The 26,944-nt window shown below is 66.7% G+C and carries 24 protein-coding genes; 6 read left to right on the top strand and 18 right to left on the bottom strand.

The annotated features are described in order from the left end of the window. Positions 1-27: 27 nt before the first annotated feature. The 4 genes from V9L20_RS20930 to V9L20_RS20915 form a co-directional block, all read right to left on the bottom strand. Positions 28-1,671 (bottom strand): alpha/beta fold hydrolase, encoded by a 1,644-nt coding sequence (locus V9L20_RS20930; RefSeq protein ID WP_443098615.1) that lies wholly within the window; start codon positions 1,669-1,671, stop codon positions 28-30. Positions 1,672-1,746: 75 nt separating this feature from the next. Further along, entirely contained in the window at positions 1,747-3,000 is a 1,254-nt protein-coding gene (locus V9L20_RS20925; RefSeq protein ID WP_337298059.1) for a putative Na+/H+ antiporter, read from the bottom strand. 130 nt (positions 3,001-3,130) lie between these two features. Next, positions 3,131-4,456, bottom strand: coding sequence for a lytic murein transglycosylase (locus V9L20_RS20920; RefSeq protein WP_337298058.1), 1,326 nt, complete (start codon positions 4,454-4,456; stop codon positions 3,131-3,133). 10 nt (positions 4,457-4,466) lie between these two features. Then, positions 4,467-6,284 (bottom strand): RecQ family ATP-dependent DNA helicase, encoded by a 1,818-nt coding sequence (locus V9L20_RS20915; RefSeq protein WP_337298057.1) that lies wholly within the window; start codon positions 6,282-6,284, stop codon positions 4,467-4,469. A 224-nt stretch (positions 6,285-6,508) separates the two neighbouring features. Here V9L20_RS20915 and V9L20_RS20910 point away from each other — a divergent pair, with 224 nt between their 5' ends. Both V9L20_RS20910 and V9L20_RS20905 read left to right on the top strand, forming a co-directional pair. Further along, positions 6,509-10,384, top strand: a complete 3,876-nt coding sequence (locus V9L20_RS20910) for an FAD-dependent oxidoreductase (RefSeq protein ID WP_337298056.1) — start codon at positions 6,509-6,511, stop codon at positions 10,382-10,384. Further along, positions 10,273-12,156 (top strand): ABC transporter ATP-binding protein, encoded by a 1,884-nt coding sequence (locus tag V9L20_RS20905; protein WP_337298055.1) that lies wholly within the window; start codon positions 10,273-10,275, stop codon positions 12,154-12,156. Before V9L20_RS20910 ends, V9L20_RS20905 begins: the two co-directional genes overlap by 112 nt. 20 nt (positions 12,157-12,176) lie before the next feature. On the opposite strand, the gene V9L20_RS20900 is transcribed toward V9L20_RS20905, so the two are convergent. From V9L20_RS20900 to V9L20_RS20885, 4 genes are all read right to left on the bottom strand, one after another. Continuing rightward, positions 12,177-12,698 (bottom strand): hypothetical protein, encoded by a 522-nt coding sequence (locus V9L20_RS20900; RefSeq protein WP_258504267.1) that lies wholly within the window; start codon positions 12,696-12,698, stop codon positions 12,177-12,179. A gap of 17 nt (positions 12,699-12,715) precedes the next feature. Continuing rightward, positions 12,716-13,897 (bottom strand): zinc-dependent alcohol dehydrogenase, encoded by a 1,182-nt coding sequence (locus V9L20_RS20895; protein WP_337298054.1) that lies wholly within the window; start codon positions 13,895-13,897, stop codon positions 12,716-12,718. 99 nt (positions 13,898-13,996) lie between these two features. Further along, a complete protein-coding gene (locus tag V9L20_RS20890; protein WP_337298053.1) occupies positions 13,997-14,923 on the bottom strand; it encodes an NAD(P)/FAD-dependent oxidoreductase in 927 nt (308 codons plus the stop codon). Positions 14,924-14,961: 38 nt separating this feature from the next. Beyond that, a complete protein-coding gene (locus tag V9L20_RS20885; protein ID WP_258504264.1) occupies positions 14,962-15,879 on the bottom strand; it encodes a manganese catalase family protein in 918 nt (305 codons plus the stop codon). A 234-nt stretch (positions 15,880-16,113) separates the two neighbouring features. Between V9L20_RS20885 and V9L20_RS20880 the strand changes: the two genes are divergently transcribed. Continuing rightward, a complete protein-coding gene (locus V9L20_RS20880; protein ID WP_337298052.1) occupies positions 16,114-16,320 on the top strand; it encodes a hypothetical protein in 207 nt (68 codons plus the stop codon). Positions 16,321-16,323: 3 nt separating this feature from the next. Here the strand turns inward: V9L20_RS20880 and V9L20_RS20875 are convergent, their stop codons facing one another. Next, complete coding sequence (locus V9L20_RS20875; RefSeq protein WP_337298051.1) at positions 16,324-17,049, bottom strand: alpha/beta hydrolase family protein; 726 nt, start codon at positions 17,047-17,049, stop codon at positions 16,324-16,326. Next, entirely contained in the window at positions 17,046-17,318 is a 273-nt protein-coding gene (locus tag V9L20_RS20870; RefSeq protein ID WP_337298050.1) for a hypothetical protein, read from the bottom strand. The genes V9L20_RS20875 and V9L20_RS20870 overlap by 4 nt, the downstream gene beginning before the upstream one ends. Positions 17,319-17,617: 299 nt before the next feature. Between V9L20_RS20870 and V9L20_RS20865 the strand changes: the two genes are divergently transcribed. Beyond that, complete coding sequence (locus V9L20_RS20865) at positions 17,618-18,175, top strand: DUF4142 domain-containing protein (RefSeq protein WP_337298049.1); 558 nt, start codon at positions 17,618-17,620, stop codon at positions 18,173-18,175. A gap of 4 nt (positions 18,176-18,179) precedes the next feature. Here the strand turns inward: V9L20_RS20865 and V9L20_RS20860 are convergent, their stop codons facing one another. Next, complete coding sequence (locus V9L20_RS20860) at positions 18,180-19,046, bottom strand: alpha/beta fold hydrolase (RefSeq protein WP_337298048.1); 867 nt, start codon at positions 19,044-19,046, stop codon at positions 18,180-18,182. A 371-nt stretch (positions 19,047-19,417) separates the two neighbouring features. Between V9L20_RS20860 and V9L20_RS20855 the strand changes: the two genes are divergently transcribed. Beyond that, positions 19,418-19,645 carry a four-helix bundle copper-binding protein gene (locus V9L20_RS20855; RefSeq protein ID WP_443098614.1) on the top strand — a complete coding sequence of 76 codons (228 nt, stop codon included), beginning with the start codon at positions 19,418-19,420 and terminating at the stop codon, positions 19,643-19,645. A gap of 8 nt (positions 19,646-19,653) precedes the next feature. Here the strand turns inward: V9L20_RS20855 and V9L20_RS20850 are convergent, their stop codons facing one another. The 6 genes from V9L20_RS20850 to V9L20_RS20825 all read right to left on the bottom strand — a co-directional run bounded on the left by V9L20_RS20850 (position 19,654) and on the right by V9L20_RS20825 (position 24,256). Further along, entirely contained in the window at positions 19,654-19,947 is a 294-nt protein-coding gene (locus V9L20_RS20850; protein ID WP_337298046.1) for a copper-binding protein, read from the bottom strand. Positions 19,948-19,967: 20 nt separating this feature from the next. Further along, entirely contained in the window at positions 19,968-20,459 is a 492-nt protein-coding gene (locus V9L20_RS20845; protein WP_337298045.1) for a cupredoxin domain-containing protein, read from the bottom strand. Positions 20,460-20,479: 20 nt separating this feature from the next. Then, positions 20,480-21,904, bottom strand: a complete 1,425-nt coding sequence (locus V9L20_RS20840) for a multicopper oxidase family protein (protein WP_337298044.1) — start codon at positions 21,902-21,904, stop codon at positions 20,480-20,482. 30 nt (positions 21,905-21,934) lie between these two features. Beyond that, a complete protein-coding gene (locus tag V9L20_RS20835; RefSeq protein ID WP_337298043.1) occupies positions 21,935-23,359 on the bottom strand; it encodes a TolC family protein in 1,425 nt (474 codons plus the stop codon). Then, positions 23,356-23,700, bottom strand: coding sequence for a hypothetical protein (locus V9L20_RS20830; protein ID WP_337298042.1), 345 nt, complete (start codon positions 23,698-23,700; stop codon positions 23,356-23,358). Before V9L20_RS20830 ends, V9L20_RS20835 begins: the two co-directional genes overlap by 4 nt. A 142-nt stretch (positions 23,701-23,842) precedes the next feature. Next, entirely contained in the window at positions 23,843-24,256 is a 414-nt protein-coding gene (locus tag V9L20_RS20825; protein ID WP_337298041.1) for a hypothetical protein, read from the bottom strand. Between the two features lie 233 nt (positions 24,257-24,489). Between V9L20_RS20825 and V9L20_RS20820 the strand changes: the two genes are divergently transcribed. Continuing rightward, complete coding sequence (locus V9L20_RS20820) at positions 24,490-25,263, top strand: M48 family metalloprotease (RefSeq protein ID WP_258504248.1); 774 nt, start codon at positions 24,490-24,492, stop codon at positions 25,261-25,263. A 67-nt stretch (positions 25,264-25,330) separates the two neighbouring features. Here V9L20_RS20820 and V9L20_RS20815 read toward each other — a convergent pair whose 3' ends face one another. Beyond that, a complete protein-coding gene (locus V9L20_RS20815) occupies positions 25,331-26,809 on the bottom strand; it encodes an NAD-dependent succinate-semialdehyde dehydrogenase (RefSeq protein ID WP_337298128.1) in 1,479 nt (492 codons plus the stop codon). Between the last annotated feature and the right edge of the window lie 135 nt (positions 26,810-26,944).

Here is a 26,944-nt window from a genome sequence, read left to right as displayed (position 1 = left end):
CAAAGTCAAGACGCGATGAGAGTTGCCTCAGCGGCCCCTGGGCTTGGACGAAGGCTCCCACGAATCGGGCGTGGTCGCGACCAGCTCTTTCAGGTTCGACCACGGCTTGGCGCCCGGCACCACGGTGCCGCCGGCAATCGCCACCTTGGCAAAGGCGACCATCCGCTCGCGCAGATACTGCCTGTCGCTCTCCGGCCAGGTCTCGATCGAATGAGGTGCGCGGGCCACCACGATTTCGCGCGCACCGCGAATGCGGTTATACGCGGCAACAGTGCCCTCCAGCGTTTCCGCACGGTCCCACAAGCCCTTGCCGAAGAAGGCCGCCGGCCACTTGTGCATGCCCGCGAGCGGCGCCGAGTTGGGATAGAACAGGATGTGATGCTCGGCCGCCATGGCGCCGAGAAAGAGGTTGCGGTCGGCCAGGTCGGGCGAAGACGGCAGATACCCCGCGCCGCTCGCAAAAGACGCCAGCAGAATCGCACCCTTGATGTTTGCGAGCCCCTTGGGCGGGGCGCATTCGGGCACCGGCAGGTCGTAGCTGCATGCGCCTGAAAAGTTCTTGGCCATCGCCCAGGCCGTCGACATGGAGCCGCGCGAATAACCGCCCAGCAGAATGGGGATGCGGGTCGACCTCATGCCGCCCAGCAGCTTGCCTGCTGCCTCATCACCCGCAAGCGTGCGCCCGTCCGGCGTGAGAAGCCGCAGGCCATTGCCGGTGTCGAACTGCGCCAGCACGCGAAAGACGTCTTCGCCCTGCTCCAGCGTGTTCGTGTCGCTGAACCCGCCCGAGATGCCCTCGCCGCGCCGGTCGTAAGCCAGCACGTCGAAGCCCGCGCGGTTCAGCGCATCGAGGTTCTCGCGCCACCAGCGCTGCCCCATCGTTTCGGTGGTGGCATTCGGAAAGCGGATGTCCACTGCCCTGCCCGTGGCCGGATCGATGCGGTAGGGCTTCTCGTCGGGATGCTGAATCGCCGTGAGCTGCCCGCCGCCGCCCGGCGCCATGACCACCAGCGCGCGCGTGATGCCGCCCTTGCCGTCATCGACGCCGCGGCCTTCGATGTACCAGCCGCGCAGCTTGACGGGGTCGGTCATCTTCAGGTCGATGCGCTCGAAGGTGTCGCGCGGCACGGTGAACTCGACGATGTAGGTGCTGGCATCGGCCCGCGCAATGGCCTCCGCATAAGGCGCCTTCGCAAAGAAGGCCGGGCGGCGGATCTGCCGCAGGTCCACCGCGCCATCGGGATCGATCTTTCCCGAGGGATCGACGGTGCCGGTCGAGCGGGTCGAACGCGCCTTGTTCGGTGGCAGCCAACGCTGCACCTGTGCGTCAATGCGCGCAAAGCAGGCGGCATCAGCCTTGCAAGCACGCCAGCGCTCCTTCAGGCGTGCGTCGGTGAACTCGTCGACGTAGTAGTCGCCTGCATACCCCGCGGGAGGCTGATGCGCGTTGACGCCGAGCGGCACGCAAACAGTATGGCCGCCGGGCTGCGGCAGCAGGTAGCCGGGCAGCTCGTGATTGCGGTCGACTCCCACCCAGGCGCGGCAATCGGTTGGCGGCGGCTCCGGGCGAGCGTGCGTGAAAGCGGCGCCGCCCTGGTGGGCGCAGCCCGCAGTTGCCAAGGCCATGAACGCCGCGCCTGCGGCCAGGCCCGTGCGACAACGCATGAACATGCTCTTGTCTCCTTCATCTGCGTGCGCGGCGCGATCACACCGCTGCCGATCTTCACGCGCCGGGCGGCCGTTGCGCTAAAGCAGCATGAACGCCGCAGCGGCTACCACCGTCGGCCCGAGCGCACCCAGCAGCAAGCCACCGGCGCCGATAGTTTCGTCCGAGAAGCCACGCTTGAGCAACGCCACGCCCGCCGGGTTGGGCGCGTTGGCAATCACCGTCAAGCCGCCGCCGGCCACCGCACCGGCGACCAGCATGTACTTGGATTCGTCCGAGATGTTCGCAATCAGCGAGCCCAGGTAGGTGAGCGCCGCGTTGTCGGTGATGGCCGTGAGTCCCAGCGCACCGAAGAACAGCGCCAGCGGCTGCAGGCTCGAAACCACCGGCTCCAGCCACCACTGCTGCATGCCGCCCAGCACCACCAGCCCGGCCAAAAAGAAACCGACGAGCAGCGCCTCCTTGATGATCAACGGGCTCTGGTGGCGTTCGTACGCTTGCGTGTACCCGAGGAACATCAGGAAGAGCCCGAGAAACGCCACCGGATGATGGGCGAACAGCACAATGCCGGCGAGCAGCACCAGATGCACCAGGGCCACAGCGGGCGGCACGGGCGTTTCGGCATCGGCCGCCGACGGCGCAGCATTCAGGTGCTTGCGCAGCACGAAGGTGGCCACGGTTGCGTTGACGAGCACGGCAACGGCGGCCTTCCACCCGAAGGTGGCGAGCATGAACGCGCTGTCCCACTGCCATGTCGAAGCGACCATCAGCACCGGCGGCGCGGCGTACGACGTGAGGGTGCCGCCGATCGATATGTTGACGAACAGCACGCCCAGCGCCAGGTACTTCACCGGCTCAGGCACTTGCGGCCGGAAGATCTGCGGTGCGAGCATCAACGCCGCAATGGTCATGGCCGCCGGCTCGGTGACGAGCGAGCCCAGCAGCGGCACGGCCGCCAGGCCGAGCCAGGCCGATGCCATGGGCGTGGGCACCGGCAGCACCCGTGCGACAAGGCTCACACCCGACATCACCGTGCGCAGCACGGGCCGTGAAGCGGCCACCACCATCACCACGAAGACGAAGAGCGGCTCGGTGTAGTTGCGCGATTCCGCATAGCCGAGCGCCGGGCCACCGCCCACCACCAGGGCCATGGCAATGACGAGCACGATGGCCCAGAAGCCGAAGACGACTTCCACCTCGCCCAGCAGGTGGAACAGGCCCGCATGGCGGGGAAAGCGGTGCGACAGCCGTTCGAACTGCTTGGCGGCAAAGGTATGGATGAGCGCGACGGCAAAGAGGCCTGCGGCGATGTACTGGATGGTGGGTTCTTGCATGAAGCTGGCGTGACTGATCCGCGCGGCGGCCCGACCTGCGCATGAACCTGCGACGCCATGGAAAGCAGCCTCGCACCCGATGCCAGTTTAACGGGCATGTTCCGCGGCCCGTCAATCGCGTCGGATCAGGCTACCGCTGTTGCAAGCGCTGCAGCAGCTCCGCGCTCGGATAGCCGTCTGCCGGCAGGCCGACGCTGCGCTGGTAGCGGCGCAGCCCCTCGCGCGTGGCGGGGCCCATCACACCGTCCGCGGCGCCGGTTGCAAAGCCGCGCTGGTTGAGCGCAGTTTGCAGCTCGACCATCTGGCTGCGCGAGAGCGCCGGCAGATCACGCGGCCATGGCGCCTGCACGCCCGGCCCACCGCCCAGGCGCTGTGCAAGAAGGCCGACCGCGAGTGCGTAGTTGGTCGAGTTGTTGTAGCGCAGAACGGCACGAAAGTTCGGCCCGATCAAGAAGGCCGGCCCGCGTGCTCCCGCGGGCAGCAGCACCGTCGCCTCGGCAAACTCCGGCAGCGGCTGGTCGTCGATCGCGCGCAGCCCCTCGCCCGCCCATTGCGCGGACGACTGGCGCACCGACGTATCGGCGCGGCCGTAGTCGAAGCCTGGCGGCAGCCGCACTTCAACACCCCACGGCACGCCGGCCTGCCAGCCGGAGCGCGAAAGAAAGTTGGCCGTGGAAGCCACCACATCGGGCATGCTGCCCCAGATGTCGCGCCGCCCGTCCCCGTCGGCATCCACCGCATAGGCCAGAAAGTTGGAGGGCAGGAACTGCGTCTGGCCCATGGCGCCGGCCCAGGAACCGATCATCCGCTCGCGCGCGATGTCGCCGCTGTCGAGAATCTTCAATGCCGCCAGCAACTCGCGTTTGGCCCAATCTTCGCGGCGCCCTTCGAAGCCGAGCGTGGCCAACGCGTCGACAACCGGGGTATTGCCGTAGTTGCCGCCGTAGTTGCTTTCCATGCCCCAGATGGCGACGATCACCGCGGGCGGCACGCCGTAGCGCGCAGCGGCTGCATCGGCCTCGGCGCGAACCTGCAGGAGCTTGTCCTGCCCCGTTGCCACGCGTTGCGGCGTAACGGCGTTGTCCAGATACTCCCAGACGGTGCGCGTGAATTCGGGCTGGGCGCGATCGAGTTCGATCACGCGCGGCAAGTACTGGACCTGATCGAACGCGCTCTTCAGCGTGGCGTCGCTGATGCCTTCCGCGCGGGCGGTGGCTCGGAAATCATCCACCCACTTTGCGAACCGCTGTTCGGCTGCTTGGTCTTCCGCACCAGCCGCTCCTGATGTCGCAAGTGCTGTTGCGGGCCGGGCATCGGTTGCCGATGCGGGCGGCTTTGCGGCAGCGGGTGGTGGAGCGGATGCGCAGCTGGCCAGCAATGCGGCAACGGCCGCCGATGCGGCCAGGAGTGCGAACCTGTTGAAGCGCGAAATGGAAAGATTGCTTGCTTGATGCATTCATCGATTCTCACCGCTGGCTCGCACGGCCTGTTACCAGACGCTGCGCCGCCCGGCTCGCCCGCCGCGCAAGCACCGGACGCACGAACTGGGGCTGGAAGCAGCGCTGGCTGCCATCCGCAAATTCGATGGTGACGGAGACCGCATCGGCACTTGCCACGGACCCGACGCCATAGCGCGGAACGCGCACCGAATCGCCTTTTGCAAAGGCGACACGCGGCGAAGTGGCGCCGGCTTCTTCTTCGGCCACTGGTTCCGCCTGCGCATCTCGCGCGGCCTGCGCCCGCTCGTGCCTGGCCAGGCGCACGCAGTTGTCGCAGGCACCACAGCGCTGCGCGAGCTCGTCGCTCCCCAATCCCGAAAGAAGCACCTGCCATCGGCACATGCCGGTGGTCGCATAGAAGGTCATGCGCTCCAGCGCCTCGCGCTCCTGCTCGCGCTTTTCGCGGTGGCCGTTCAGCAGCGCGTCGAGCTCGGCGTCTTCGAGCGGCTGCTTTCTTGCCCAGCGCAGCAGGCCCTCGCTGTTGCGCTTCAGCAGGCCCTCTTGCCGCAGCAGGCTCAGCAACACGCGAAGCTTGCCGCGCGGCAGGCGCGCGCGCTGCTGGAGCTCTGCCGCCGTCCAACCTTCGGCCGCGGGAGGCGGGCTCGACAAGGCCTGCTGCAGCGCGCGCAGTTCGGGCACCTCGGGCAACCAGCCGGCCAGAAAGAACTGCTGCACGGCCTTGTCGCGCCGCAGATAGAGCAGCACGCAATCCGCGCGCTCGCCATCGCGGCCGGCGCGACCCGACTCCTGGTAGTAGGCATCCAGGCTCGACGGCATCTGGTAGTGCAGCACAAAGCGGATGTCGGGCTTGTCGATGCCCATGCCGAATGCATTGGTGGCCACCATCACGCGGAGCTTGCCGGCCATGAACGCGTCTTGCGCCGCGTGCCGCTCGCCCGAGCGCTGCTTGCCGTGGTACAGGCCCACCGACTCGCCCGCATCCGCAAGACTGGCGGCAAGCGACTCGGCCGCCTTCACCGTGGCGGTGTAGACGATGCCGCTTCCTTCGAGGCCCGCAACCAGCGCCAGCGCACGCTGCAGCTTGTCTTCCTCCCGCATCATCGGCTCGACGGTGTAGTGCAGGTTGGGCCTGTAGGCACCGGTGTCGATCAGGCCCGCGTGCGGGATGCCGAGCTTCTCCATGATCTCTTCGGCCACCTCGTCGTTGGCGGTGGCCGTGAGCGCCAGCACCACCGGCTTGCGCAGGGCGCGCACCGCCGCGCCTATCTCCAGGAAGGCGGGCCGAAAGTCGTGCCCCCACTGCGAGATGCAATGTGCCTCGTCGACGACCAGCAACGATGTTGCCCGCTGCTGCAGCAGCTTCAGAAAGGCAGCGTCCACCAATCGTTCCGGCGTGCTGAAGATCACGCGCGCGGAGCCGTCGGCAATGGCTGCTTCCGCCGCATCGATCTCGTCGGCGGCGCACAGGCTGTTCAGCTGCACGGCGCGCACGCCCTTGGCGTTGAGCTTTTCGCACTGGTCTTTCATGAGCGCGATCAAGGGAGAGACCACCACCGTCTGCCCGGACGCGAGAACCGCGGGCACCTGGTAGCAGAGCGATTTGCCGGCGCCCGTGGGCATGACGGCGAGCGTCGATTCGCCCGCGACCACCCTGTCGATCACGCTGCGCTGCCCGGGGCGCAGGCGCTCGTGGCCGAACACTTCGTGAAGCACCCGGTCTACGCCGGCGTCTGTCGTCGGCGCAGCCCGCTTCTTGCGGACGCGGGGCCGTTCAGATTTTTCTTGCTGCGTGGTCTTCTCCAGTTTGCTTCTCCTCTGTTGCATGGCCCGCCGCCAATCTGCCTGCCGCGCGGCAGCCTCCTTGTGAGAGCGCGCCCACGCGGCGTGTCGGCGCGGCGCGCTGACTGCATGGCGGCACAAATTGCCGCAAATGCTGCGGACGTGCGCTGGTCCTCTGGCCGGGCCGATGCGCGCGCACGCGGGCATGGCCGTTGCCCTGCACAGGAGCCGCGCCAGCTCGGCGTTCACTCGACACGAAGAGAGCCACCTTGAACACAGCCGTACCGCCTTCGCAAGAACGCAGCGAGCCGCAGCCGCCCTCCGCCAAGCCACTGTTCCGCTCGTTCTGGATGGGAGGCTTCGAAGGTGCCGACCATGTGAACAGCCGCGGCGAGCAGGTGCTGATGAACCGCAGCAATGGTCATTGGGAGCGGCTCGAAGAGGATTACGCCCAGCTTGCGCGCTTCGGCATTCGCACCATCCGCGAGAGCATCGGCTGGCGCGCAAGCGCCGCGGCAGGGCCCGGCGCTGAAATGGCACGCCTCGCACGCACCGCAGAGGCCGCCCGCAAGTTCGGCTTGCAGGTCATCTGGACGATTCACCACTACGGAGTGCCGGACGGCGTGGACATGTTTTCGCGCGACTTTCCCGCGCGCCTTGCCGGCTTCTGCGACCAGGTTGCGCGTGCCTTGAAAGACAGCAGCGATGGCGAGCCGCTTTTCTTCCAGCCCGTCAACGAGATCTCCTTCCTGAGCTGGGCCGCCAGCAGCACGCCGCTGATCCATCCGTTCCAGGCCGACTCGCCCGAACGCGGCTACGAGCTCAAGTGCAATCTTGCGCGCGCCGCGCTGCAGGCCTGCGATGCGCTATGGGCCACCTGCCCGGATGCGCGCATCGTGCACACCGATCCCATCATCCACATCGTGCCCACGGGCGACCAGCCCGAATGGGCCGAGGAGGTGCGCGCGCTTTCCGCCGCGCAATACCAGGCCTGGGACATGCTCTGCGGCCGGCTCGAACCGGGCCTTGGCGGCGCACCCCGCTACCTGGATGTTCTTGGCCTCAACTACTACCACAACAACCAGTGGGAGCACCCGACCAACGAGCGCCTCCACTGGCACCTGCGCGATGCGCGCCGCCGCGATCCCGTGGCCATGGTGGCCGAGGTGTGCGAGCGCTACGGCCGCCCCGTGTTCATCGCCGAGACCGGCCATGTCGGCGATGGGCGCGCGCAGTGGATCGACGAAGTGGGCTCGCTGGCCATGCGCTGCAAGACGGCCGGAGTACCGCTGCAAGGCATCTGCCTGTACCCGCTCATCGACCGCCCCGACTGGGAAGACGCCCGCGCCTGGCACCGTAGCGGCCTGTGGGACGTGGACGAACGCACGGGCGCGCGAACCCTTCACCGCCCGTCGGCTCGCCGCCTGGAGCACTGGCAGGCCCTGCTGGCCGGCACCGAAGCACCTCCTTCTTCATCGCCTTCAACTCCAGGAAAGCCCATGACCCACCTGATCGTCTTCTCCCACCTGCGCTGGAACTTCGTCTACCAGCGCCCGCAGCAGCTGCTCTCGCGGCTGGCGCACCGCTTCCCCGTGGTGTTCGTCGAAGAGCCGATGCCGGGCGCAGCCCAGCCGGTGCTCGAGATGCTCTCGCCCTGCGAAGGCGTGGTGGTGCTGCGCCCGCACCTCACCGCCGGTGCGCCGGGCTTTCACGACGACCACATTCCGCAGCTGCAGAAGCTGCTTGCCGAATACCTGGGCGAAGCGGCCATCGATGACTACTGGCTGTGGTTCTACACGCCCATGGCCATGCCGCTGGCCGCTGGGCTGTCCCCCGCCGGCGTGGTGTACGACTGCATGGACGAGCTCTCCGCATTTCGCCACGCGCCGCGCCAGCTTTTGCAGCGCGAGAGCGCCCTGCTGCAGGCAGCCGACTTGGTGTTTACCGGAGGCCAGAGCCTGTACGAGTCGAAGCGCGAGCGGCACCCCCGCGTGCATTGCTTTCCGAGCAGCGTGGACGCGGCCCACTTCGCACGCGCGCCTGGCGACCACCGGGGGCATGAGGCCCAGGCCGGCATCGGCCGCCCGCGGCTGGGCTATTGCGGCGTGATCGACGAGCGCATCGACCTGGACATTCTTGCCGCGCTGGCCGACGCGCATGCCGACTGGCAGATCGTGGCCGTCGGCCCGGTGGTGAAGATAGACCCCGCCACGCTGCCGCAGCGGCCCAACATCCACTGGCTGGGCCAGCGCGGGTATGACGAACTGCCGGCGCTGATCGGCGGCTGGGACGTGTGCCTGATGCCCTTTGCGCTGAACGAGGCCACGCGCTACATCAGCCCCACCAAGACGCTCGAGTACATGGCGGCCGGCCGCCCGGTGGTCAGCACGCCGATCCACGACGTGGTCGGCCCCTATGCAGGCGTGGTGTCCATTGCCCATGGCAGCACAGCCTTCGTCGAAGCATGCGAAGCCGTGCTCACGCGCGGCCCTGAAGAGCAGGCACGGCAGGCCAGCGCGTGCGAGGCGATCGTGCGGTCTACGTCATGGGACCGCACCGCCGACGAGATGGCGTCGCTGATCGAGAAGGAAGACGAAAAGAAGCGCACGAGGCAAGCGCCCCCGCAGGAGCACGGCACCAGCAGCACGATCGCGCCCATCACGCTGGCGCCGGCCGCAAACGAGCAGGCCGACGGAATGGCCGATGCGTATGCCACCGTGATCCTGGGCGCCGGCCCCACGGGCCTGGCCGCCGCGCTGCACGCGGGCCGCGGCAGCCTGCTGGTCGAACAGAACGCAACCGTCGGCGGATGGTGCCGCTCGGTCGAAGACAAGGGCTTCACCTTCGACTACGCCGGGCACATCATGTTCTCCAACGATCCGTACGTTCTCGATTTGTACAAGCGCCTGCTCGGCGACAACGTGCACTGGCAAGACCGCGAAGCCTGGATCTACAGCAAGTCGGTCTATACGCGCTACCCCTTCCAGTCGGCGCTGCACGGCCTGCCGCCGCCGGTGCTCAAGGAATGCCTGATCGGCGCCATCGAGGCACGCTTCGGCAGCATCGGCAAGCCGGAGCTGCGCGTTTCGCCCACCGGCCCTTCGCGCGCGGCGGCGCCACCCGCCGCGCTGGAGAGCCCTGCGCCAGCCATGCCGCATGCGGCAACGCCCGCCACACCGCCTCGCAACTTCGAGGAGTTCATCTACAAGGTCTGGGGCGAAGGCGTGGCCAAGCACTTTGCCATTCCGTACAACCGCAAGCTATGGGCCGTGCCGCTCAGCGAGATGGAAACCTCCTGGCTCGGCGGACGCGTGCCGCTGCCCGACCTGGAAGAAATGATCGAGGGCGCGTTGCAACCCGTGCGCAAGCCCGTCGGCCCCAACGCGCGCTTCGGCTACCCGCTGCGCGGCGGCTTCCAGGCGCTGATGAACGGCTTCCTGCCGCTGCTCGAAGGAGAGTTGGCGCTTGGCACACGGGTGACCGCCGTGTCGCCCTCGCGCAAGACGGTGACTTTCGACAACGGCCGTACCGTGTCGTTCAACACGCTGATCAGCACCATGCCGCTGCCCCGGCTGGTGGAGGCCATCGGCGCGGAGGCGCCGGCGTTCGTGCGCGAGGCCGCCCGCCACCTGCGCCATGTGTCGGTGCGCTGCGTCAACCTGGGCGTGGCGCGCGAGAACATCACCGACAAGCACTGGATCTACTACCCCGAGGACACGGTGTTCCACCGCATCTTCGTGCAGGGCAACGCCAGCCCGCATTGCAACGCGCCGGGCGGTTTCGGCCTGACCTGCGAGATCACCTATTCGCCGCTGAAGCCGCTGCCGGCCGAGGGCGACGCGCTGGTGCGCCGCTGCTTCGACGACTGCGTGCGCGTGGGGCTGCTGCGGCCCGACGACCAGCTTCTTGCCGCGAACGAAGTCGACATGCCTTGTGCCTACGTGGTGTACGACCATGCGCGCGCGGCGCATGTGCAAGCCATTCGCAACTGGCTGGCCGAAGCCGACATCCTGCTGGCGGGCCGCTACAGCGAATGGGAGTACTACAACTCCGACCACGCCTTCGTGGCCGGGCGCAAGGCGGCGGAAGCGGCGCTCGGCCTGAATGCCAACCCGGCGCCACCGGCCGTGGCGGTGGCAGCCTGAACGCCGCGGCCACAACCGGCGCCTCCCCGCTGCCGGGCCGGCCCATTGCTTTCCTGTGGCACTACGTTCAGCGCCGGCGGGGGGCCTTCGGCGCGCTGCTCGCGCTGATCGTTGCCGCCGCCGCATGCTCGGTGGGCGTGCAGTACGGCATGAAGCTGATCGTCGACACGATGGCCAGCGAAGACCGCACCTCACGCTCGGTGTGGCAATGGCTCGGCCTGTTCATCGTGCTGATCGGCGCCGAAAGCGCCTTCTGGCGGCTGAGCGGCTGGCTCGGCTGCCTGACCGTGGTGCGCACGGGCGTGGACGTGCGGCTCGACCTGTTCCGCCATCTCTCGGGCCATTCACTCGAATATTTCTCGCGCCACCTCGCGGGTTCGCTGGGCAACCGCATCACGGTAACGGCCGGCGCCACCGGCGCCATTTTTGGCACGCTCATCTGGAAGATCCTGCCCCCCTGCGTCGACTTTCTGGGCGCGGTGGTGGTGCTGTGCACCATCGACATCCGAATGGCGCTCACGCTGATCGCCTTTGTGGCGGTGGTGGCGGGCTTCATGTATTTCTTCGGGCTCCGCGTGCGGCCCCTGCAGCAGGCCTTTGCCGAAAAGGCGTCGCAGGTCGGCGGCGAGTTGGTGGACGTGGTCTCCAACATCTTCACCGTCATGGCGTTTTCGGCGCGCCAGCGCGAGTACCGGCGGCTGCGCGAAGCCTTTGGCCTGGAGGCGCAGGCCCAGCGCCGCAGCTGGCTTTTTCTGGAGAAGGCTCGCGCCTTCCACGACGTGTGCATGTGGCTCATGGCGGGCTCGATGCTGATCTGGGCCGTGGAGGCCTGGCGCGCGGGCGAGAACATGGCGGGCGACGTGGTGCTGATCAGTGCGCTGACCTTTCGCATCCTGCACGGCTCGCGGGAGCTTGCGCTGTCGCTGGTCGATGCTTCGCAGCACTTCGGCGTGATTGCCGAAATGCTGCACGTGGTGACGGTGCCGCACGAGGTTTCGGACAAGCCGCATGCGCCGCCCTTCCTGCCCCGCGCCGGCACCATCGTCTTCGACGACGTGGGCTTTGCCTACAACGACGAGCGGCCGGTCTTCGAGCATCTGGACCTGGTCATTCCGGCGGGGCAGCGGCTCGGCGTTGTGGGGCCTTCGGGCGCAGGCAAGTCGACCTTCATCCGGCTGATCGGACGCATCATGGACCCGACCTATGGCCGCATCATGGTCGACGGCGTCGACATTTCACAGGTGCGGCAAGACAGCCTGCGCGACGCGATCGGCGTGGTTCCGCAGGATGTGTCGCTCTTTCACCGCAGCGTGATGGAAAACCTGCGCTACGGAAACCCCGATGCAACCAATGCGCAGGTGGTGGCCGCCGCGCGCCATGCCTTGTGCGACGACTTCATACGCGCCCTGCCGCACGGCTACGACACCATCGTGGGTGAACGCGGCGCGCGCCTTTCGGGCGGCCAGCGGCAGCGCATCAGCATTGCGCGGGCCATGCTGAAGAATGCGCCAGTGCTGCTGCTGGACGAGGCCACCTCGGCGCTCGACAGCCGCTCCGAAGCGGAAATACAGGCGGCGCTGGGGCGGCTGATGCACGGCCGCACGGTGGTGGCCGTGGCGCACAGGCTCTCGACCGTGGCCAACTTCGACCGGATCATCGTGCTGGTCAATGGCAGCGTCGTCGAAGACGGCACGCCGGACGAACTCATCGCGCTCGGCGGCGTGTACGCCGAACTCTGGAGGCTGCAGGCCGAGGGGCAGGAAACGCCCTGATTGCCTCCTGAAGCAGCCGCCTAGCCCCGCAGCCGGCGAGTCCGCCTGCGCCCCTTGAACGCCATGGCTACGAGCGCCAGCACCGCCACGCCGATGGCGGCCTTGCGCGCGGCGCCCATCGGGTTGTGCCTGAGCTCGGCGCGGCCGCCCATCTCGGCATACACGTTCGGTACGTGCCCGCGCGAGATGTCCTCGATCAGGCCCTCGCCCATCTGCACCCGGTCGGCCAGCAGCAGCATGAGCCAGTGCCGGAGGTCGTTTTCCGAATGCCGGAACGCCACGCGCCGCAAGCGGCCGCTCAGGCCCGAAGGCGGCAAGGTGCTCCCGAAGATGGGCGTGATGCCGGGGCGCTCGGTCGAGTGAAGCACCTCGGCATGCGAGTGCTGCTGCTCCGGCGGCTCCACCGGGTGTGGCAGCCGCGGCGGCGTGCGCTCCTTGGGGTAGGCCGGGCGCATGGCGGGGTCGAGGTCGGCACCCCAGCCGATGATGTGCGCATGGCTGGGCGACGGCGAACGGGTGTTCGAAGGATCTGGCATGTTCATTGGTGCGCTCCCGTCAATCAAAGGCTCGCGGCGGCGGTGGTCGTTTCCCGCACCATGCCTGGCGGCACCAGCACGGTCTTGATGCAGTTGTCGAGCTTGCTCGAGAAGATGTGATACGCGTCGGCCACGTCGCGCAGGTCGATGCGGTGCGAGATCACGCGGCGCGGCTCCAGCCGGCCAGCCTGGATGTGTTCGATAAGGCGCGGCAGATGCCGCTTCACGCTGGCCTGGTTCATGCGCAGCGTGAGCCCCTTGTTCACCGCATTGCCGATGGGCACCGCGTTGAAGGTGGGCCCGTAGACGCCGACGATCGATACGGTTCCGCCCTTGCGAACCGAATTGATGCACCAGTGCAGCACCGTGGCCGCACCGCCCTGCAGCTTGAGCTTGACGCCCAGCAGCGTCTGCGCAAAGTTGCCCGCCGCCTCGCAGCCCACGCAGTCGATGCACACATCGGCACCAAGGCCGTCGGTCATCTTCTTGATGTGGATTGCCATGTCGCCCACCTGCTTGAAGTCGATCACCTCGCACTGCGCATACGAGCGCACGAACTCCAGCCTGTAGTCGACATGGTCAACCACGATCACGCGGCCCGCGCCCAGCAGCCAGGCCGACTTGGCCGCGAAGATGCCGACCGGCCCCGCGCCGAAGATCACGACCGTGTCGCCGTCGCGAATGTCGCCCATTTCGGCGGCCTGGTAGCCGGTGGGCAGTGCGTCGGTCAGCAGCACGGCATCGTCCAGGTCCATGTCGGCCGGAATCACCGTGGGCCCCACGTCTGCCATGGGCACGCGCACGTATTCGGCCTGCCCTCCGTCGTAGCCGCCCGCCGTGTGCGAGTAGCCGAAGATGCCGCCCACCGCTGTGGCCTCCGGGTTGGTCGAATGGCAGTTGCTGTAGAGCTCCTTCTGGCAGAAGTAGCAGCTGCCGCAGAAGATGTTGAAAGGCACCAGCACGTGGTCGCCCGGCTTCAGGTGCTGCACCGCCGAGCCCACCTCCTCGACCACGCCCGTGAACTCATGCCCGAAGGTGGAGCCGATGCGCGTGTCGGGCACCAGGCCGTGGTACAGGTGCAGATCGGACCCGCAAATGCATGAGCGCGTCACCCGCACGATGGCGTCGCCGGGGTGTTCGATCTCGGGCTCGGGCTTGTGCACCGCGCGAATCCGGTAGGGGCCGCGGTAGTTCATTGCCAGCATCGGTTGCTCCTTCTTGAATACGGCGCCAGCATCTGCGCCGAGTGAGTACGCCGCGCAAGCTGAGACCCACAGGACTCGTCGGACAGCGCCCACATTGCGTCAAGTGCCGGCACGCGCCGGCCAGTCGGGTCCGAGTTCGCGGTGAATGGCCGAAGCCGCAATGGCCGCGCCGCCCATGGCCACAGCAATCTGGTTGAGGCCGGTGGACACATCGCCCGCCGCATACAAGCCGGGCACGGTCGTCGCATGGTGGGCATCGACCTGGACGTACCCCGTGTCGTCGACCGATGCGCCAAGCGCCACTGCAATCTGCGAGTGCACGGTCAGGCCCAGCGCGCAGTAGAGCGTGTCGCACAGCGTGTGGGTGCCTGCATGCGTCAGCTCGACGCGTTCGCCGTTCCTTCGTATGGATTCGACCGGTGCATCGTTCCAGCGGATGCCGGCATCAGCCAGGCGGCGCCGCTCTTCCGCAGCAAGGCCGGGTCCGCCCTGCGCCATGAACAGCGTGATGTCGGCGCTGAAGTGACGCAGGTAGATCGCTTCCGCCACGCCGGCCGGGCCGTTGGCATACACGCCGACGGTCTTGCCGATCACCTCGTAGGCATCGCATACCGGGCAATAGCGCAGCACGCCGGCGTCCAGTGCGGCGCGCACGTGCGGCATGGCGGGTGGAATGTCCGTCACGCCGGTGGCAAGCAGCAGCCGCCTGCCCGCGATGGGTCCCTCCTGGGTTGCCAGGCGAAAGCCGTCCGGCGTGCGCTCTGCCCGCTCGACAAAGGTTTCGACGATGCGGACCGGGTAGCCGCGCAACTGCGCACGCAGCATGTCGCGCACCTTCGCACCCGAGATTCCGTCGGCAAAGCCGGGATAGTTGTGCGAGCGCGGAATCTTCTCGACCCGGCTTTGGCCCGCATCGACGAGCACCACCGAGCGGCGGAAGCGGGCCAGGTAGATCGCCGCCATGAGCCCGGCCGGACCACCGCCGACAACGACCGTATCGGCGATGGGTTCGGACCGAGCCTGCACGATGAAGCTCGCGTTGCGCGCTGGCTGCGGCCTTGCGGTCAGACCTTCGGCTTGCCCAGTTCGGTTGCCAGCTCGTCGAGGATGGCGTCGTCCGACATGCCCAGCTCCGCGCCCGTGGGCGGGTTGCTGGTCGGGTCTGAAGCCGTGCGAGTGGCCATGGCTTCCACCGCTGCCTGGTCTTCGGCGGTGAGCTGCACGGTCGGTTCGCCGGAGCCGCCGTCCACCGCCATCTGCTCTTCGGGCTTGCTGACGAACTCCCATTTTTCGCCCTGGTTCCAGGGCCCGCGCACCTCGCCGCCCTTGGACATGTCGAAGTAGACCTTCGTGAACTCAGGCATGCCGGGCAGCTTGCCCGGCGGAAAGTTGGGCTGGATTGCGTAGAGCGCCTTCTCGAACGACTTCTGGTGCGCGATCTCGCGCGTCATCAAAAAGCCCAGCGCCTCCTTCACGCCGGGATCGTCCGTCAGGTTGATGAGCCGCTCGTACACGATCTTGGCGCGTGCCTCCGCCGCGATGTTGGAGCGCAAGTCAGCCGTGGGCTCGCCAATGGTGTCGATGTAGGCGGCTGTCCAGGGTACGCCCGCCGAGTTGACCAGCGCAGGGCCGCCGCCATAGAGCACCTGTGTGATGTGGCTGTCGTTGCCCGCACCTGTGATGCTGCGGAAAGCCTCTGCCTCCGCATCCACTCCTTCGGCGAGGCGGCCCTTGGCCCCCTTGTTGAGCATGGCGACGATGGTGCCGATGACTTCCAGGTGGCTCAACTCTTCAGTGGCAATGTCGAACAGCATGTCCTTGCGGCCCGGGTCGTCCTCGCCCACGGCCTGCGTGAAATAGCGGCAGGCGGCAGCGAGCTCGCCCTGCGGGCCGCCGAACTGTTCGAGCATGAGATTGGCAAGGCCTGGATTGGTCTCGCTGACGCGCACGGTGTATTGCAGTCGCTTGTTGTGAGAGAACATGCGTGGGGCTCCTTAGGCAAACGGGATTGAAAGAACGGAAAAGAACGAGAACCGTTCTTCATGTTGCAGACTCCCATGCGCTTCGGACTCGGCATGCGCGCCACACTGCTGTAGGTTGATTCCGGCTGCACTCTTGCGCAGGACGGCGCCTGCACCACGTGCACTTTCCGTCCGACCTGCCGCCGCGCGAACTGCAGCAGGATGGGCGCTGCCGAAACAGCAGGAGCACCAGTCATGAATCGGAAGCAAACGTCCGCCACGCCGGCGGAATCCGCGCCTCTCACGCCGGGCAAGCTGCCGCTCGAGGCCGAGGTACGCGCAAACGACCTCGAGCTGGATGAATCGACCGCGCCGGAAGAGGCAAGAGACATGGCCGACGACGAGGCGCAGCCCGGCAAGGGCGAGAACGCGCCGGGTTTCCTGAAGCGCCGGAAGTCTTGACGCTTACGGTAGCGCAGCGGCGGCGCCGCCGGTGACCTGGTTCATCCAGCGCAACAGCTCATCGATGAACCGGCTCTGCGCCGCCTTGCTCGACAGCTCATGGTCCGCCCCTTCGAGAAGGCGGTAGTCGAAGGACCTCGCATTCCTGAACGACGCCTTGTAGTTCTTGACCACCGGATGAGGCACCGTTTCGTCGTCTTCGGATTCGATCAGCAAGACGTCGCCGGAGAAGGCCTCGCACGCGGCAAGCGCGGCGTTGTCTTCGGGGCCTCGAACGCTGCGGCGGTAGTGGTCGAGCTCGCCCTTGTCCAGCTCTTCCTTGGGAACGAACCAGTCCTCGTCGCGGTACAGCGCGGGTGAGCGCAGCGCCATCCACTGCAGCGGCCTTTGAGCGCTCAGGAGCGCGCCAAGATAGCCGCCATAGCTGAAGCCGATGAATGCGACGGCCCTTCCCTCGACCACCTGCTGCGCCACCAGGCCGTCGTATGCCGCAACGAGTTCTTTCAGGTGCTGGTCGCGGTTCATTTCATTGCGCGAGCCGTCCTGGCTTCGGTCCCCCGGAAACTCGACGCGGCGCATGAGCCAGCCCTGCTCTTCCAGCGCGGCGCTGATGCGGTCGTACTGCTCGTGCTTGCTGTCGTCCCATCCGGGCACTAGAAGCACCGCGGGCTTCTGCGCGACGCGGTTCTGCAAGACTTCGGGCGGCAACGAGCCAAGGTCTTTGCTCATGAGCCGGGTCCCTCCGATCCCTCCCAATAGGCGACAACGTCTCCCCTGGCTTCGTGCTCGTCGATCCACCGGATGCCGCGTGCCTTGAGGTTTTCGAACAGCTTGTTCCGGCTTTCGAAAATGCCTGTGGAAAGCAGCGAACAGCGAAGCTCGCCTTCCTTGCGCACTTCGGCCACGCCGGCGCTCTGGCCTCCGCTCGCCGCCTTTTCTGAGAAGAAGGCGATCTCCCATCCCTTGTGAAAGTAGCGCCCTTGCGGAATGAGCTCCATCGCTGCCCCTGTGCTCTGCCGATCCAACGCAATGCCGCTCCGGGCACTGCTTACTTCGTGTGAAAAATTTCACGGGATGTCACTTTACACGCGCCGGAATTGATGAGTTGCGGCCTTGATGAAGAGGCGCCGGTTCTCGATGCAATGGCACCGGAAAGACTTACCGATGCGGCGATCGCAAGTTGTTGGCAGGCTACAGATGCAGGTAGCGTCCGACACGGCAGCCCGCGCGCAGGACTTAGATTGGCCTCGTCTCGCCGAGGCGAAGGCCCGCGATTGCCGGGCTGCAAGGAGAACCATTGAATACGCTCGAAACGCACCCGCGTGCCCTGATGCTTGTTTGCCTTGCCGCGCTCGCCGGCGGGTGCACGGCTCCGCCAGACCCAGGCTCGGCACCGGCCACTTTCCGCGCGAGCAGCCTTCAAGACCCCCAGTTCGTGACCGCGGCGGCAGCCAACGGACGCTACGAGGTGCAGGCATCGCGCTTGGCCATGTACCGCGCCGCGAGCCCGCAGGTGCGGAGCTATGCGCAGATGCTCGTCGACCACCACACGCGTGCCAACAACGAACTCATGGACCTGGTGCGCGCCCGTGGAATGCGGTTGCCCGGCGTGCTCCCGCGCGACAAGCGCACGAAGCTGGACCGCCTGGCGTCGGCCTCGGGCAGCGAGTTCGACCGCATGTACATCCGCATCGTGGGCATCGAAGACCACCAGGGGGACATTGCGCTCTTCGAGCGCGCAAGCCGCGAGCTTCGCGACCCCGAGCTGCGGGCCTGGGCGAGCAAGACCTTGCCAGCCCTGCGCTCGCATCTGGACGCGGCCCAATCGTTGTCGCTCGGCTCAGCAATGCGCTGATCGTTCAGGTCTCGGCAAGGAACGCAACCAGCGACGCATTCACTTCTTCGGGCATCTCGTGGTGCAGCCAGTGCGTGGCGCGCGGCAGGTGCACCACTTCGCACGTGTCACAGAATGCCGCGCCCGCTTCGGCCAGGCCGCTCGATAGCGCCGGATCTTCATCGCCCCACAGAACCTTCACGGGAATCTCGATGCGCCGGCCCTCGGGCCGCGCGAGCGGCATTGCCCTGTACCAGTTGAGCATGGCGCTGAGTGCGCCCTCCCGCGACCACGCCTCGCGGTACCTGACCAGCGCCGCCTCGTCGAAGGTACCGGGCGGGCTTCGACCGGTGAGCGCCAGTGCGAGCAGCGCATGGTCGTTGGCGCTCAGCGCCATCTCGGGCAGCCACGGCATCTGGAAGAACCCGACGTAGGCGCTGCGCACGGCCTGCAGCGGATGGGTGAGCGCATAGCTTGCCAACGTGGCCGGATGCGGCGCGTTCAGGATCGCAAGGCGGCTCAGCCGCGCCGGCTCCCGTGCGGCGAGATGCCATGCGACGATGCCGCCCCAGTCATGCCCCACGACCGCAAAGCGCTCGTGCCCCAGCTGGCTGCATATGCCGCACACATCGTCGGACAGCGTATCGAGAGCATAGGCGCGGATGCCGCCGGGCTTGTCCGATTCGCCATACCCGCGCTGGTCCGGCACGATCACGCGCAGGCCGGCAGCGGCAAGCGGCTCCATCTGGTGCCGCCAGCCGTACCAGAACTCCGGAAAGCCGTGCAGCAAGACCACCGCGGGCCCGTCCTCCGGCCCGCAAGTCGCCAGGTGAAAGCCGATGCCGTTCGCGGCAATGCGCTGATGGCGGATCAATTGCGTGGCACCCGTCACATCGACATGGTGGGGGCGTCGCTGCGTAGGTGAGTGCTCATGCGAAATGCTCCCGCGTTAAAGAAACAACCGAAGTCACAGCGGGATGCTCTTCGGCGGACGCGTCCGCCGCGTAGGAAAACCGCCGGTGAGAGCGTCGGCGCCGCCAGCAGTTGCACGCCGCGGAGGCGGCATGCATCGCCGCCGCCTCACGAGCCGGTGGGCCGTCTTCCTACACATGCAACCGATCGGGGGAAGAGCATTTTCTGGAACGCCCGAAGGAGTCAGCAATGCCACATGAAACCTATGCCGCATGCATTGAAGCGTGCAACGGCTGCGCCACGGCGTGCAATCACTGCGCGGCCTCTTGCCTGAAGGAAAGCGATGTCGCCATGATGGCCAAGTGCATCGCGCTGGACATCGACTGCGCGGCCGCCTGCCAGTTTGCCGCCGCCGCGATGGCGCGCGGCAGCGAACATGCCAAGTCCATCTGCGCCCTGTGCGCGGACATCTGCCAGGCCTGCGGCGAAGAATGCGCCAAACACAAGGCCGGGCACTGCCAGGCATGCGCCAAGGCATGCCGGGAGTGCGCGGCAGCGTGCCGCTCAATGGCCGGTTGAACCGCCGTTCACTGCGCGGGTTCGATCGCGGTCACGACGAACTTGCCGTCGATCTTCTCGGCCTGGAAGCGCACCTTCTCGCCGGTCTTCACCTTGTCGAGCAAGGCGTCTTCCTTGACGCCGAAAACCATGGTCATGCCGGGCATGTCCAGGTCCGTCAGCGGGCCGTGCTTGATGGTGATTTTCTTGTTGTCCTTGTCCACCTTGCGGATCTCACCGTCGGCAAGTTCCGCCGCGGCCGCTGCACCAGTGAATGAAAGCGCGGCAACGAAGGCTGCGAGTGCGATACGAATGTTCGGCATCTGGGTTCTCCTTTCCTCTTTTACCTGGCGGCCTTGGCAACCTTCACGGCGCCCTTCATTCCAGCGTCGTAGTGGCCCGGCTGCAGGCAGCCGAAATCGACCTTGCCGGCCTTGGTGAACTGCCAGACGATCTCGCCGGTCTTGCCCGCGGCCAGCGTCACCATGTTCGGATCGGCATGCTCCATTTCGGGGTTCTTCTTCATGGCTTCGTAGTGCTCCTTGAGTTCCTGCTCGGTTCCGAGCACGAGCTCGTGCTTCAGCTGTCCGGAGTTCTTGACGACAAAGCGCACGGTCTCGCCCTGCTTCACAGTGATGTCGGCCGGCGTGAAGCGCATCGAGTCGGTCATGTCGACGTTGACGGTGCGCGTGGCCTTGGCGGCAATGCCGGGTTTGCCGATGGCGGCATCGGCGTCGTGCCCATGGCCGCCGGCGTGGTTGCCGGCGGCCGAGGCGCCTGCGGCCACCAACGTGGAGAAGGCGGCGAGAACGATATGGCGAAGCGTGTGTTTCATGGTTTTCCTTTCGATAAAAATCAATGCCCGGCATGGCCGGAACTGGCCTTGCCCGGCTTGCGGACCTGCACTTCGATGTTGCTGGCCGGCATGTTCCGCGCGGGCATGGCGGCCGCGCCTGCGCCACGCTGGCGCGCAGGCTCGGGCGGCGGGCCGTCCAGCTCGTAGGCCACCGTGCCCTTGGGGTGCTTGAACCAGCCGGGGTTGCTGTAGTCGCCCGGCTTCTGGTTCTTGCGCACCTTCACCACGCTGAACATGCCGCCCATCTCCACGGAGCCAAACGGGCCCTGGCCCGTCATCATGGGCGCCGTGTTGTCGGGAATCGGCATCTCCATCTCGGCCATGTCGGCCATGCCGCGCTCGCCCATCACCATGTAGTCGGGCACAAGATTGGTGATGTGCCTGGCTACGTCCTTGTGGTCCAGGCCGATCATCGTGGGCACGTCGTGGCCCATCGCGTTCATGGTGTGATGGCTCTTGTGGCAATGAAAGGCCCAGTCGCCCTCCTCGTCGGCCAGGAACTCGATCTGCCGCATCTGGCCGACCGCCACGTCTGTGGTCACCTCGTACTGGCGCGTGCTCCTGGGGGTGGGGCCGCCATCGGTGCCGGTGACGAGAAACTCGTGCCCGTGCAGGTGCATCGGGTGGTTGGTCATCGTCAAGTTGCCGATGCGGATGCGCACCTTGTCGTTCAGCCTCACGTTGAGCGAGTCGATGCCCGGAAAGATGCGGCTGTTCCATGACCACAGGTTGAAGTCCAGCATCGTCATGATCTTGGGCGTGGCGCTGCCGGGCTCCACGTCGTAGGCGTTGAGCAAAAAGACGAAGTCGCGGTCGACCTTCTCGATCAGCGGATGCTCGGCCTTGGGGTGCGTCACCCAGAAGCCCATCATGCCCATGGCCATCTGCGTCATTTCGTCCGCATGCGGGTGGTACATGAAGGTGCCGGGCCGCCGCGCGACAAACTCGTAGACAAAGGTCTTGCCCGGACGGATGGGCGGCTGCGTCAGGCCGGAGACGCCGTCCATGCCGTTAGGCAGGCGCTGCCCGTGCCAATGCATACTGGTGTGCTCGGGCAGCTTGTTGGTCACGAAGATGCGCACGCGGTCGCCTTCGACCACCTCGATGGTCGGGCCGGGCGATTGGCCGTTGTAGCCCCACAGGTTGGCCTTGAAGCCGGGCGCCATTTCGCGCACCACGGGCTCGGCCACCAAATGGAACTCCTTCACGCCGTTGTTCATGCGCCAAGGCAGGGTCCAGCCGTTGAGCGTGACCACGGGGTTGTAGGGCCGCCCGCTCGAAGGCGCGAGCGGCGGCATGGTGTCGGGCGTGGTGCGGGTCACGGGCTCCGGCAAGGCGGCCATTGCCACCTTGCTCACGCTCGCCGCGGCCAGGGCGCCGGTGATGGCACCCGCGCCACCCAGAAAGTTGCGTCTGTTGGTCATGTCGTTCAATGGGTTGATGAGCGTGCGCGCTCAGTGGGCGGCACTTGCAGCGGCGGCCTCGCCGCCTGAACCGGCTGCGGGGGCACCCATGGCCACGGGCTTTCCGATGACCGAGGCCGCCAGGGCGGCGTCGGCCAGCCAGAACTGCTGCTGGGCGTTGATGGCGTTGGCCACGCTGGCAACCTGGTCGCGCGCTTCTGCCAGCAGTTCGAACACGCCGATCAGCATGCCGTTGTAGCGAAGCACGTTTTCGTCGGCCATCGCCTGGCGCAGCGGAACGATCTCGTCGCGATAGTGCCGCGCGATGTCGTAGGCCGTGCGATAGGCCGAGTAGCCCTCTCGCAATTGCGACGAGGCGCCGCGCACCGTGGCGTCATAGCGGTTGGCCGCGGCCAGCGACTGCGCGTTCAGCGCATCGCGCCGGGCCGAGCCCCAGTCGAACAGCGGCAACCGCATGTCGAGCTCGAAGCCACGCCGCGTGCTCCGGGTGCCCTCGGCGTTGTCGAAGACCGTGTCGCGCCGGCCGCCCACCTCCACGTCGACGAAGGTCGACAGCAGGTTGATGCCCTGCGACTTGCCCGCCACGTCGAGCTGCGCACGCGCGAGCTGCACGTCGAGACGCTGCTCGGCCGCCGTGCTGGCCACTTCCTTCGCCTCGCGCGGCGTCTTGGGCAAATCGGGCAAACGTTCCGGCAGGGCCAGCCTGGCGGCCTGTGCATCGTCGAGGCCCAGCGCGCGAACCAGTTCCTCGCGCGCGGCCGTGGCGGCGTGCTGCGCCGAAGCCAGCTGCGTGGTCGCATCGGCATAGAAGACCTGCTGGCGCGCGCGCTGCAGTTTGCTGAAGTTGCCGATCTGCTGCATGCGGCGCGCAAGCTCCGCGCTGGCCTGGGCCGAGCGGTTCACCTGTTCGGCATAGTGCAGCGTCTGCTGCGCCGCCACGGCGCGAACCCAGGCCTGCCTGACCTGCGTGACCTGGTCGACCACGGCGCCGGTGAGCTGCAACTTGGCCTGGCTGGCCTGGCTCCGCGAGATGGACAGGCGCTGCGGCAGCAGGATGAGGTCCACCAGCCCGAACGACAGCAGCCGGCCAAGCTCGAGTTCGCTGTTCAGGCGCATGCGCTCGAAGGTGAAGACCGGATTCGGCAACCGGCTCGACTGGTTGGCCGCGGCAATGTCGCCCCAGCTCTGCGCGACCAGGGCCTGCACAGAGGGGCTGTTGGCCAGAGCGAGCTGCACCGCATCGGTCTGCGACAGCGGCTTGGAGAGCAGCTCCTGCGTGAGCGCCAAACGGCGGTCCCGCTGCTCTTGCGTGCGGCTGAGTTCGAGCTTGCCGCCTGTGAACTGCCGGGCGCTGGTGTTCGTGTCCTGCAGCGCATCGTCGATACCGACCGAGGCGCAGCCTGCCAGCAGCGTGGCCGCGAATGCAGCGGCGCCCAGGCGAAGAGCGGGCTTCATGGCTGCTGCTCCTTGGGCGGCATAGGCATCGTGTGGCCCCGGTGCGCGGCAGGGTCTTCCGTCTTGCCCTTGGCCGGTTGTTCGGCCCCTGCCGAATTGCCGCCCGCCGCCTCCTTGGCATAGGCCTGCCAACCGCCGCGCTGGCGCACGGTCTCGTTGGCCTCCTTCCACGGAATGGGCTTTTCGTCAGTGAAAGGCCGGTAGCCCTCGAGCGCGGACCTGTAGGTCAGCGCGGCGGGCGCCGCTTCCGGCGCTGCGCCGGGCGCGGGCTGCGCCATGGCAGCCAACGCCGCCATGGCGGGAAATACAGCCAGCCAACGGGCCGGCAATGGATGGAACATGGAGTCCTCGCAACGTGTTCATGAACGGAGTGCGCCAATGCGGCCCGGAAATGGGCGCGGCGCAGCGATGCATGAGCGTTCGCGGCAGGGCAGCTGCGGCCCGTGACCAGGTCACAGGCGCGCGTGCACCCACACGAACGCGTTAGGCGCGAGGAGGTTTGTCGAGAACGCGAGGCTCGAGCGTGGCCATCGCGAGGGGAGGCTCCACCAGGTCTGCGCGGGGCAGGCCGTGGAGTACCGCGAATTGCGGCGTGCTGATCAGGGCGGTGCCGTGGCATGCGCCGCAGGTGCCGCACTTGTGCATTGCGTCGGGCTCGGCGCTGGCGGTGTTGCCGGCGCTGTCGTCCGCGGATTGCTTGGCTTCGTCCTGCTGTTGGGCCTTGGCGTGATGGTCCGCATGCCCATTGCCGCCGTGCGAGTGTTCGGCCGAGGCCGTTGCAGCCGCATGGCTACCGCCGTGGTCCGGTGTGCAAAAGGCCATGGCTACCGCCGCGTACCCCTGGAACGGCACGGCGATCATCATGACCCAAAGAACGAACAGGCGGACCCGATACATGCGGGAATTGTATCGGCCGGGAGAACAGCAACAAGACCGATGCGGGAATTAGTCCACAGCCGTCCAACGAAAGAATTACAAGAAGCGACGCAGTTAAAAAGCAATGGCTCCAGTCGCTTTTGCTCACCTATGATGGCGCCCGCTGACGCGCAGCGCACCGATGCAAAGTCGGGTGCCGGAGCGCGGCCAGCTTGATGCACTGACTTTTAATATTCATAAGAAGGGGAGCTCCAATGCACCATCTCAAACTACCGATCGCCGTCTCCGTCATCATGGCTGCCGCCCTCGCGGGCTGTGGAGCCATGAAGGGCGCAGACACCGGCGCTCTCGCGCAAGTCGGCGGCTCGGCCTACAAGGCCATGTCGCTGACCGACGCGGACATTGCAACGATGTCCGACCAGTCTTGCGCCGCAATGGACCAGAAGAACGAAGTCGCACCCGCCAACAGCCGCTACACCACACGGCTGAACCAGGTGGTGCGCGCCATGCCCACCAGCGTGAACGGCAAGACGGCCAACTACAAGGTCTACCTCACCAAGGACGTGAACGCCTGGGCCATGGCCAACGGCTGCATCCGCGTGTACAGCGGGCTGATGGACCTGATGAACGACGACGAGCTGCGCGGCGTCATCGGCCATGAAATCGGCCACGTGGCACTGGGCCATTCCAAGTCGCGCATGCAAACCGCGTACGCAGCCTCGGCTGTCCGCGGCCTTGCCAGCGCCGCCGGTGGTGTCGTGGGCCAGCTGTCGCAATCGCAAGCGGGCGACCTCGGCGAGAAGTTCATCAACGCCCAGTTCTCCCAAACGCAAGAGAGCGCGGCCGACAACTACTCGTTCGACCTGCTGACGGAACGCAAGCTTGAGCGCAAGGGCCTGGTGAGCAGCTTCCAGAAACTCGCCGCGCTGAGCAGCGGCAGTTCGGGCAGCTCGATCCTGAGCTCGCACCCGCCGTCGAGCGAGCGCGCTGCGGCAATGCAGAAGCGCCTGGACACCAAGGCCAAGTAAGGCCGGCCTCCCGACCGGCACGCGCCGCCTGCGCGCGTAGCCGGTCGCCTGGGCCTACTTCTCTCTCTTATTTCTGGATGTCGCCCAGGCAGAGATACTTGATCTCGACGTAGTCGTCCATGCCATGGTGCGAACCTTCGCGCCCAAGGCCTGACTGCTTCACGCCGCCGAAGGGCACGTGCTCCGTGGCGATCACGCCGGCATTGATGCCGACCATGCCGTACTCCAGCGCCTCCGCCACTCGGAAGATGCGGCCCACGTCGCGCGTATAGAAGTAGCTCGCCAAGCCGAACTCGGTGTTGTTGGCGGCATCGATGGCGTCCTGCTCGGTCTTGAAGCGAAACACCGGCGCAAAGGGGCCAAAGGTTTCTTCCTTTGCACACAGCATGTCCGGCGTGGCCTCGGCAATGACCGTCGGCTCGAAGAACTGCCCCTCGATCTTGTGGCCGCCGGCCAGCAGCTTGCCGCCCTTGGCAATCGCGTCGTCGACGTGTCGCTGCACTTTTTCAACGGCCGCATCCTCGATGAGCGGCCCCTGCACCACGCCCTCGTCAAAGCCGTTGCCCACCTTCAGCGCCTTGACCTTGGTCGCAAACTTCTCGACGAAGCTGTCGTAGATGCCATCTTGCACATACAGCCGGTTCGCGCACACGCAGGTCTGGCCGGCATTGCGGTACTTGCTGGCCATGGCACCCTCGACCGCCGAGTCGACATCGGCATCGTCGAACACCAAAAAGGGCGCATTGCCGCCAAGCTCGAGCGAGAGCTTCTTCACCGTGGGCGCACACTGGCTCATGAGGATGCGGCCGACCTCGGTGGAGCCGGTGAAGCTCAGGTGGCGCACGACATCGCTCTCGCACAGCTCCTTGCCGATGGCAATGCTGTTCTGGCTGTCTGCCGTAAGCACATTGAGAACGCCGGCCGGAATGCCCGCACGCACCGCCAGCTCGGCCGCGGCCAGTGCAGTAAGCGGCGTGAGCTCCGCCGGCTTGATGACGACCGTGCAGCCCGCGGCCAACGCCGGTGCCACCTTGCGCGTGATCATGGCCAGCGGAAAGTTCCATGGCGTGATGGCGGCGCAAACGCCGATGGCCTGCTTCATGACCAGCAAGCGCCGGTTGTTGTCGAACTGCGGCAGCACCTCGCCGTTGACGCGCTTGGCCTCCTCCGCAAACCATTCAATGAAACTCGCGCCGTAGGCCACCTCCCCCTTGGCCTCGGCAAAGGGTTTGCCTTGCTCCGCGGTCATCAGGCGGCCCAGGTCTTCGGTATTGGCAACCAGCAGGTCGAACCACTTGCGCAGCACGATGCTGCGCTCCTTGCCCGTCTTGCCGCGCCAGGCAGCAAGCGCCTTGTTGGCCGCGGCAATGGCCAGGGCAGCGTCCGCCCGCATGAGATTGGCAACATCGACCAGCTTCTGTCCGGTGGCCGGGTCGTTCACATCGAAGCGGCTCTTGCCCCGAATCCATTCGCCGGCGATCAGCGCATCTGTCTTCAGGAGGGTCGGGTCGTTCAGCAATGCAAGGGGAGATGTTTTCATGTCGATGGTCTCGAGTTTTGTTTGCGATTCTGTTTGGTTGATGGGGCTTGTTTGGTGACGCTGCTGTTCAGGGCGGCGCACCCGCCGACGGGGTACCTTTCTCCGCGAATGTCCCCCGGCCTGCGGCCTCCTCCTTTATTT

Source organism: Variovorax sp. CCNWLW225, from assembly GCF_037204045.1.
Lineage (GTDB): Bacteria > Pseudomonadota > Gammaproteobacteria > Burkholderiales > Burkholderiaceae_C > Variovorax.
Note: the sequence above shows the minus strand (reverse complement) of the source record. Positions and strands in the feature narration are given on the sequence as shown.

Bases quoted from the DNA above. Each gene is read 5' to 3' on its own strand.
- V9L20_RS20930 (WP_443098615.1), bottom strand. From the start codon at position 1,671: ATGTTCATGCGTTGTCGCACGGGCCTGGCCGCAGGCGCGGCGTTCATG.
- V9L20_RS20845 (WP_337298045.1), bottom strand. From the start codon at position 20,459: ATGAAACACACGCTTCGCCATATCGTTCTCGCCGCCTTCTCCACGTTG.
- V9L20_RS20875 (WP_337298051.1), bottom strand. From the start codon at position 17,049: ATGAGCAAAGACCTTGGCTCGTTGCCGCCCGAAGTCTTGCAGAACCGC.
- V9L20_RS20850 (WP_337298046.1), bottom strand. From the start codon at position 19,947: ATGCCGAACATTCGTATCGCACTCGCAGCCTTCGTTGCCGCGCTTTCA.
- V9L20_RS20820 (WP_258504248.1), top strand. From the start codon at position 24,490: ATGCACCATCTCAAACTACCGATCGCCGTCTCCGTCATCATGGCTGCC.
- V9L20_RS20855 (WP_443098614.1), top strand. From the start codon at position 19,418: ATGATGGCCAAGTGCATCGCGCTGGACATCGACTGCGCGGCCGCCTGC.
- V9L20_RS20870 (WP_337298050.1), bottom strand. From the start codon at position 17,318: ATGGAGCTCATTCCGCAAGGGCGCTACTTTCACAAGGGATGGGAGATC.
- V9L20_RS20915 (WP_337298057.1), bottom strand. From the start codon at position 6,284: ATGCAACAGAGGAGAAGCAAACTGGAGAAGACCACGCAGCAAGAAAAA.
- V9L20_RS20905 (WP_337298055.1), top strand. From the start codon at position 10,273: ATGGGAGTACTACAACTCCGACCACGCCTTCGTGGCCGGGCGCAAGGC.
- V9L20_RS20920 (WP_337298058.1), bottom strand. From the start codon at position 4,456: ATGCATCAAGCAAGCAATCTTTCCATTTCGCGCTTCAACAGGTTCGCA.
- V9L20_RS20830 (WP_337298042.1), bottom strand. From the start codon at position 23,700: ATGTTCCATCCATTGCCGGCCCGTTGGCTGGCTGTATTTCCCGCCATG.
- V9L20_RS20885 (WP_258504264.1), bottom strand. From the start codon at position 15,879: ATGTTCTCTCACAACAAGCGACTGCAATACACCGTGCGCGTCAGCGAG.
- V9L20_RS20835 (WP_337298043.1), bottom strand. From the start codon at position 23,359: ATGAAGCCCGCTCTTCGCCTGGGCGCCGCTGCATTCGCGGCCACGCTG.
- V9L20_RS20900 (WP_258504267.1), bottom strand. From the start codon at position 12,698: ATGAACATGCCAGATCCTTCGAACACCCGTTCGCCGTCGCCCAGCCAT.
- V9L20_RS20925 (WP_337298059.1), bottom strand. From the start codon at position 3,000: ATGCAAGAACCCACCATCCAGTACATCGCCGCAGGCCTCTTTGCCGTC.
- V9L20_RS20840 (WP_337298044.1), bottom strand. From the start codon at position 21,904: ATGACCAACAGACGCAACTTTCTGGGTGGCGCGGGTGCCATCACCGGC.
- V9L20_RS20880 (WP_337298052.1), top strand. From the start codon at position 16,114: ATGAATCGGAAGCAAACGTCCGCCACGCCGGCGGAATCCGCGCCTCTC.
- V9L20_RS20825 (WP_337298041.1), bottom strand. From the start codon at position 24,256: ATGTATCGGGTCCGCCTGTTCGTTCTTTGGGTCATGATGATCGCCGTG.
- V9L20_RS20895 (WP_337298054.1), bottom strand. From the start codon at position 13,897: ATGCTGGCAATGAACTACCGCGGCCCCTACCGGATTCGCGCGGTGCAC.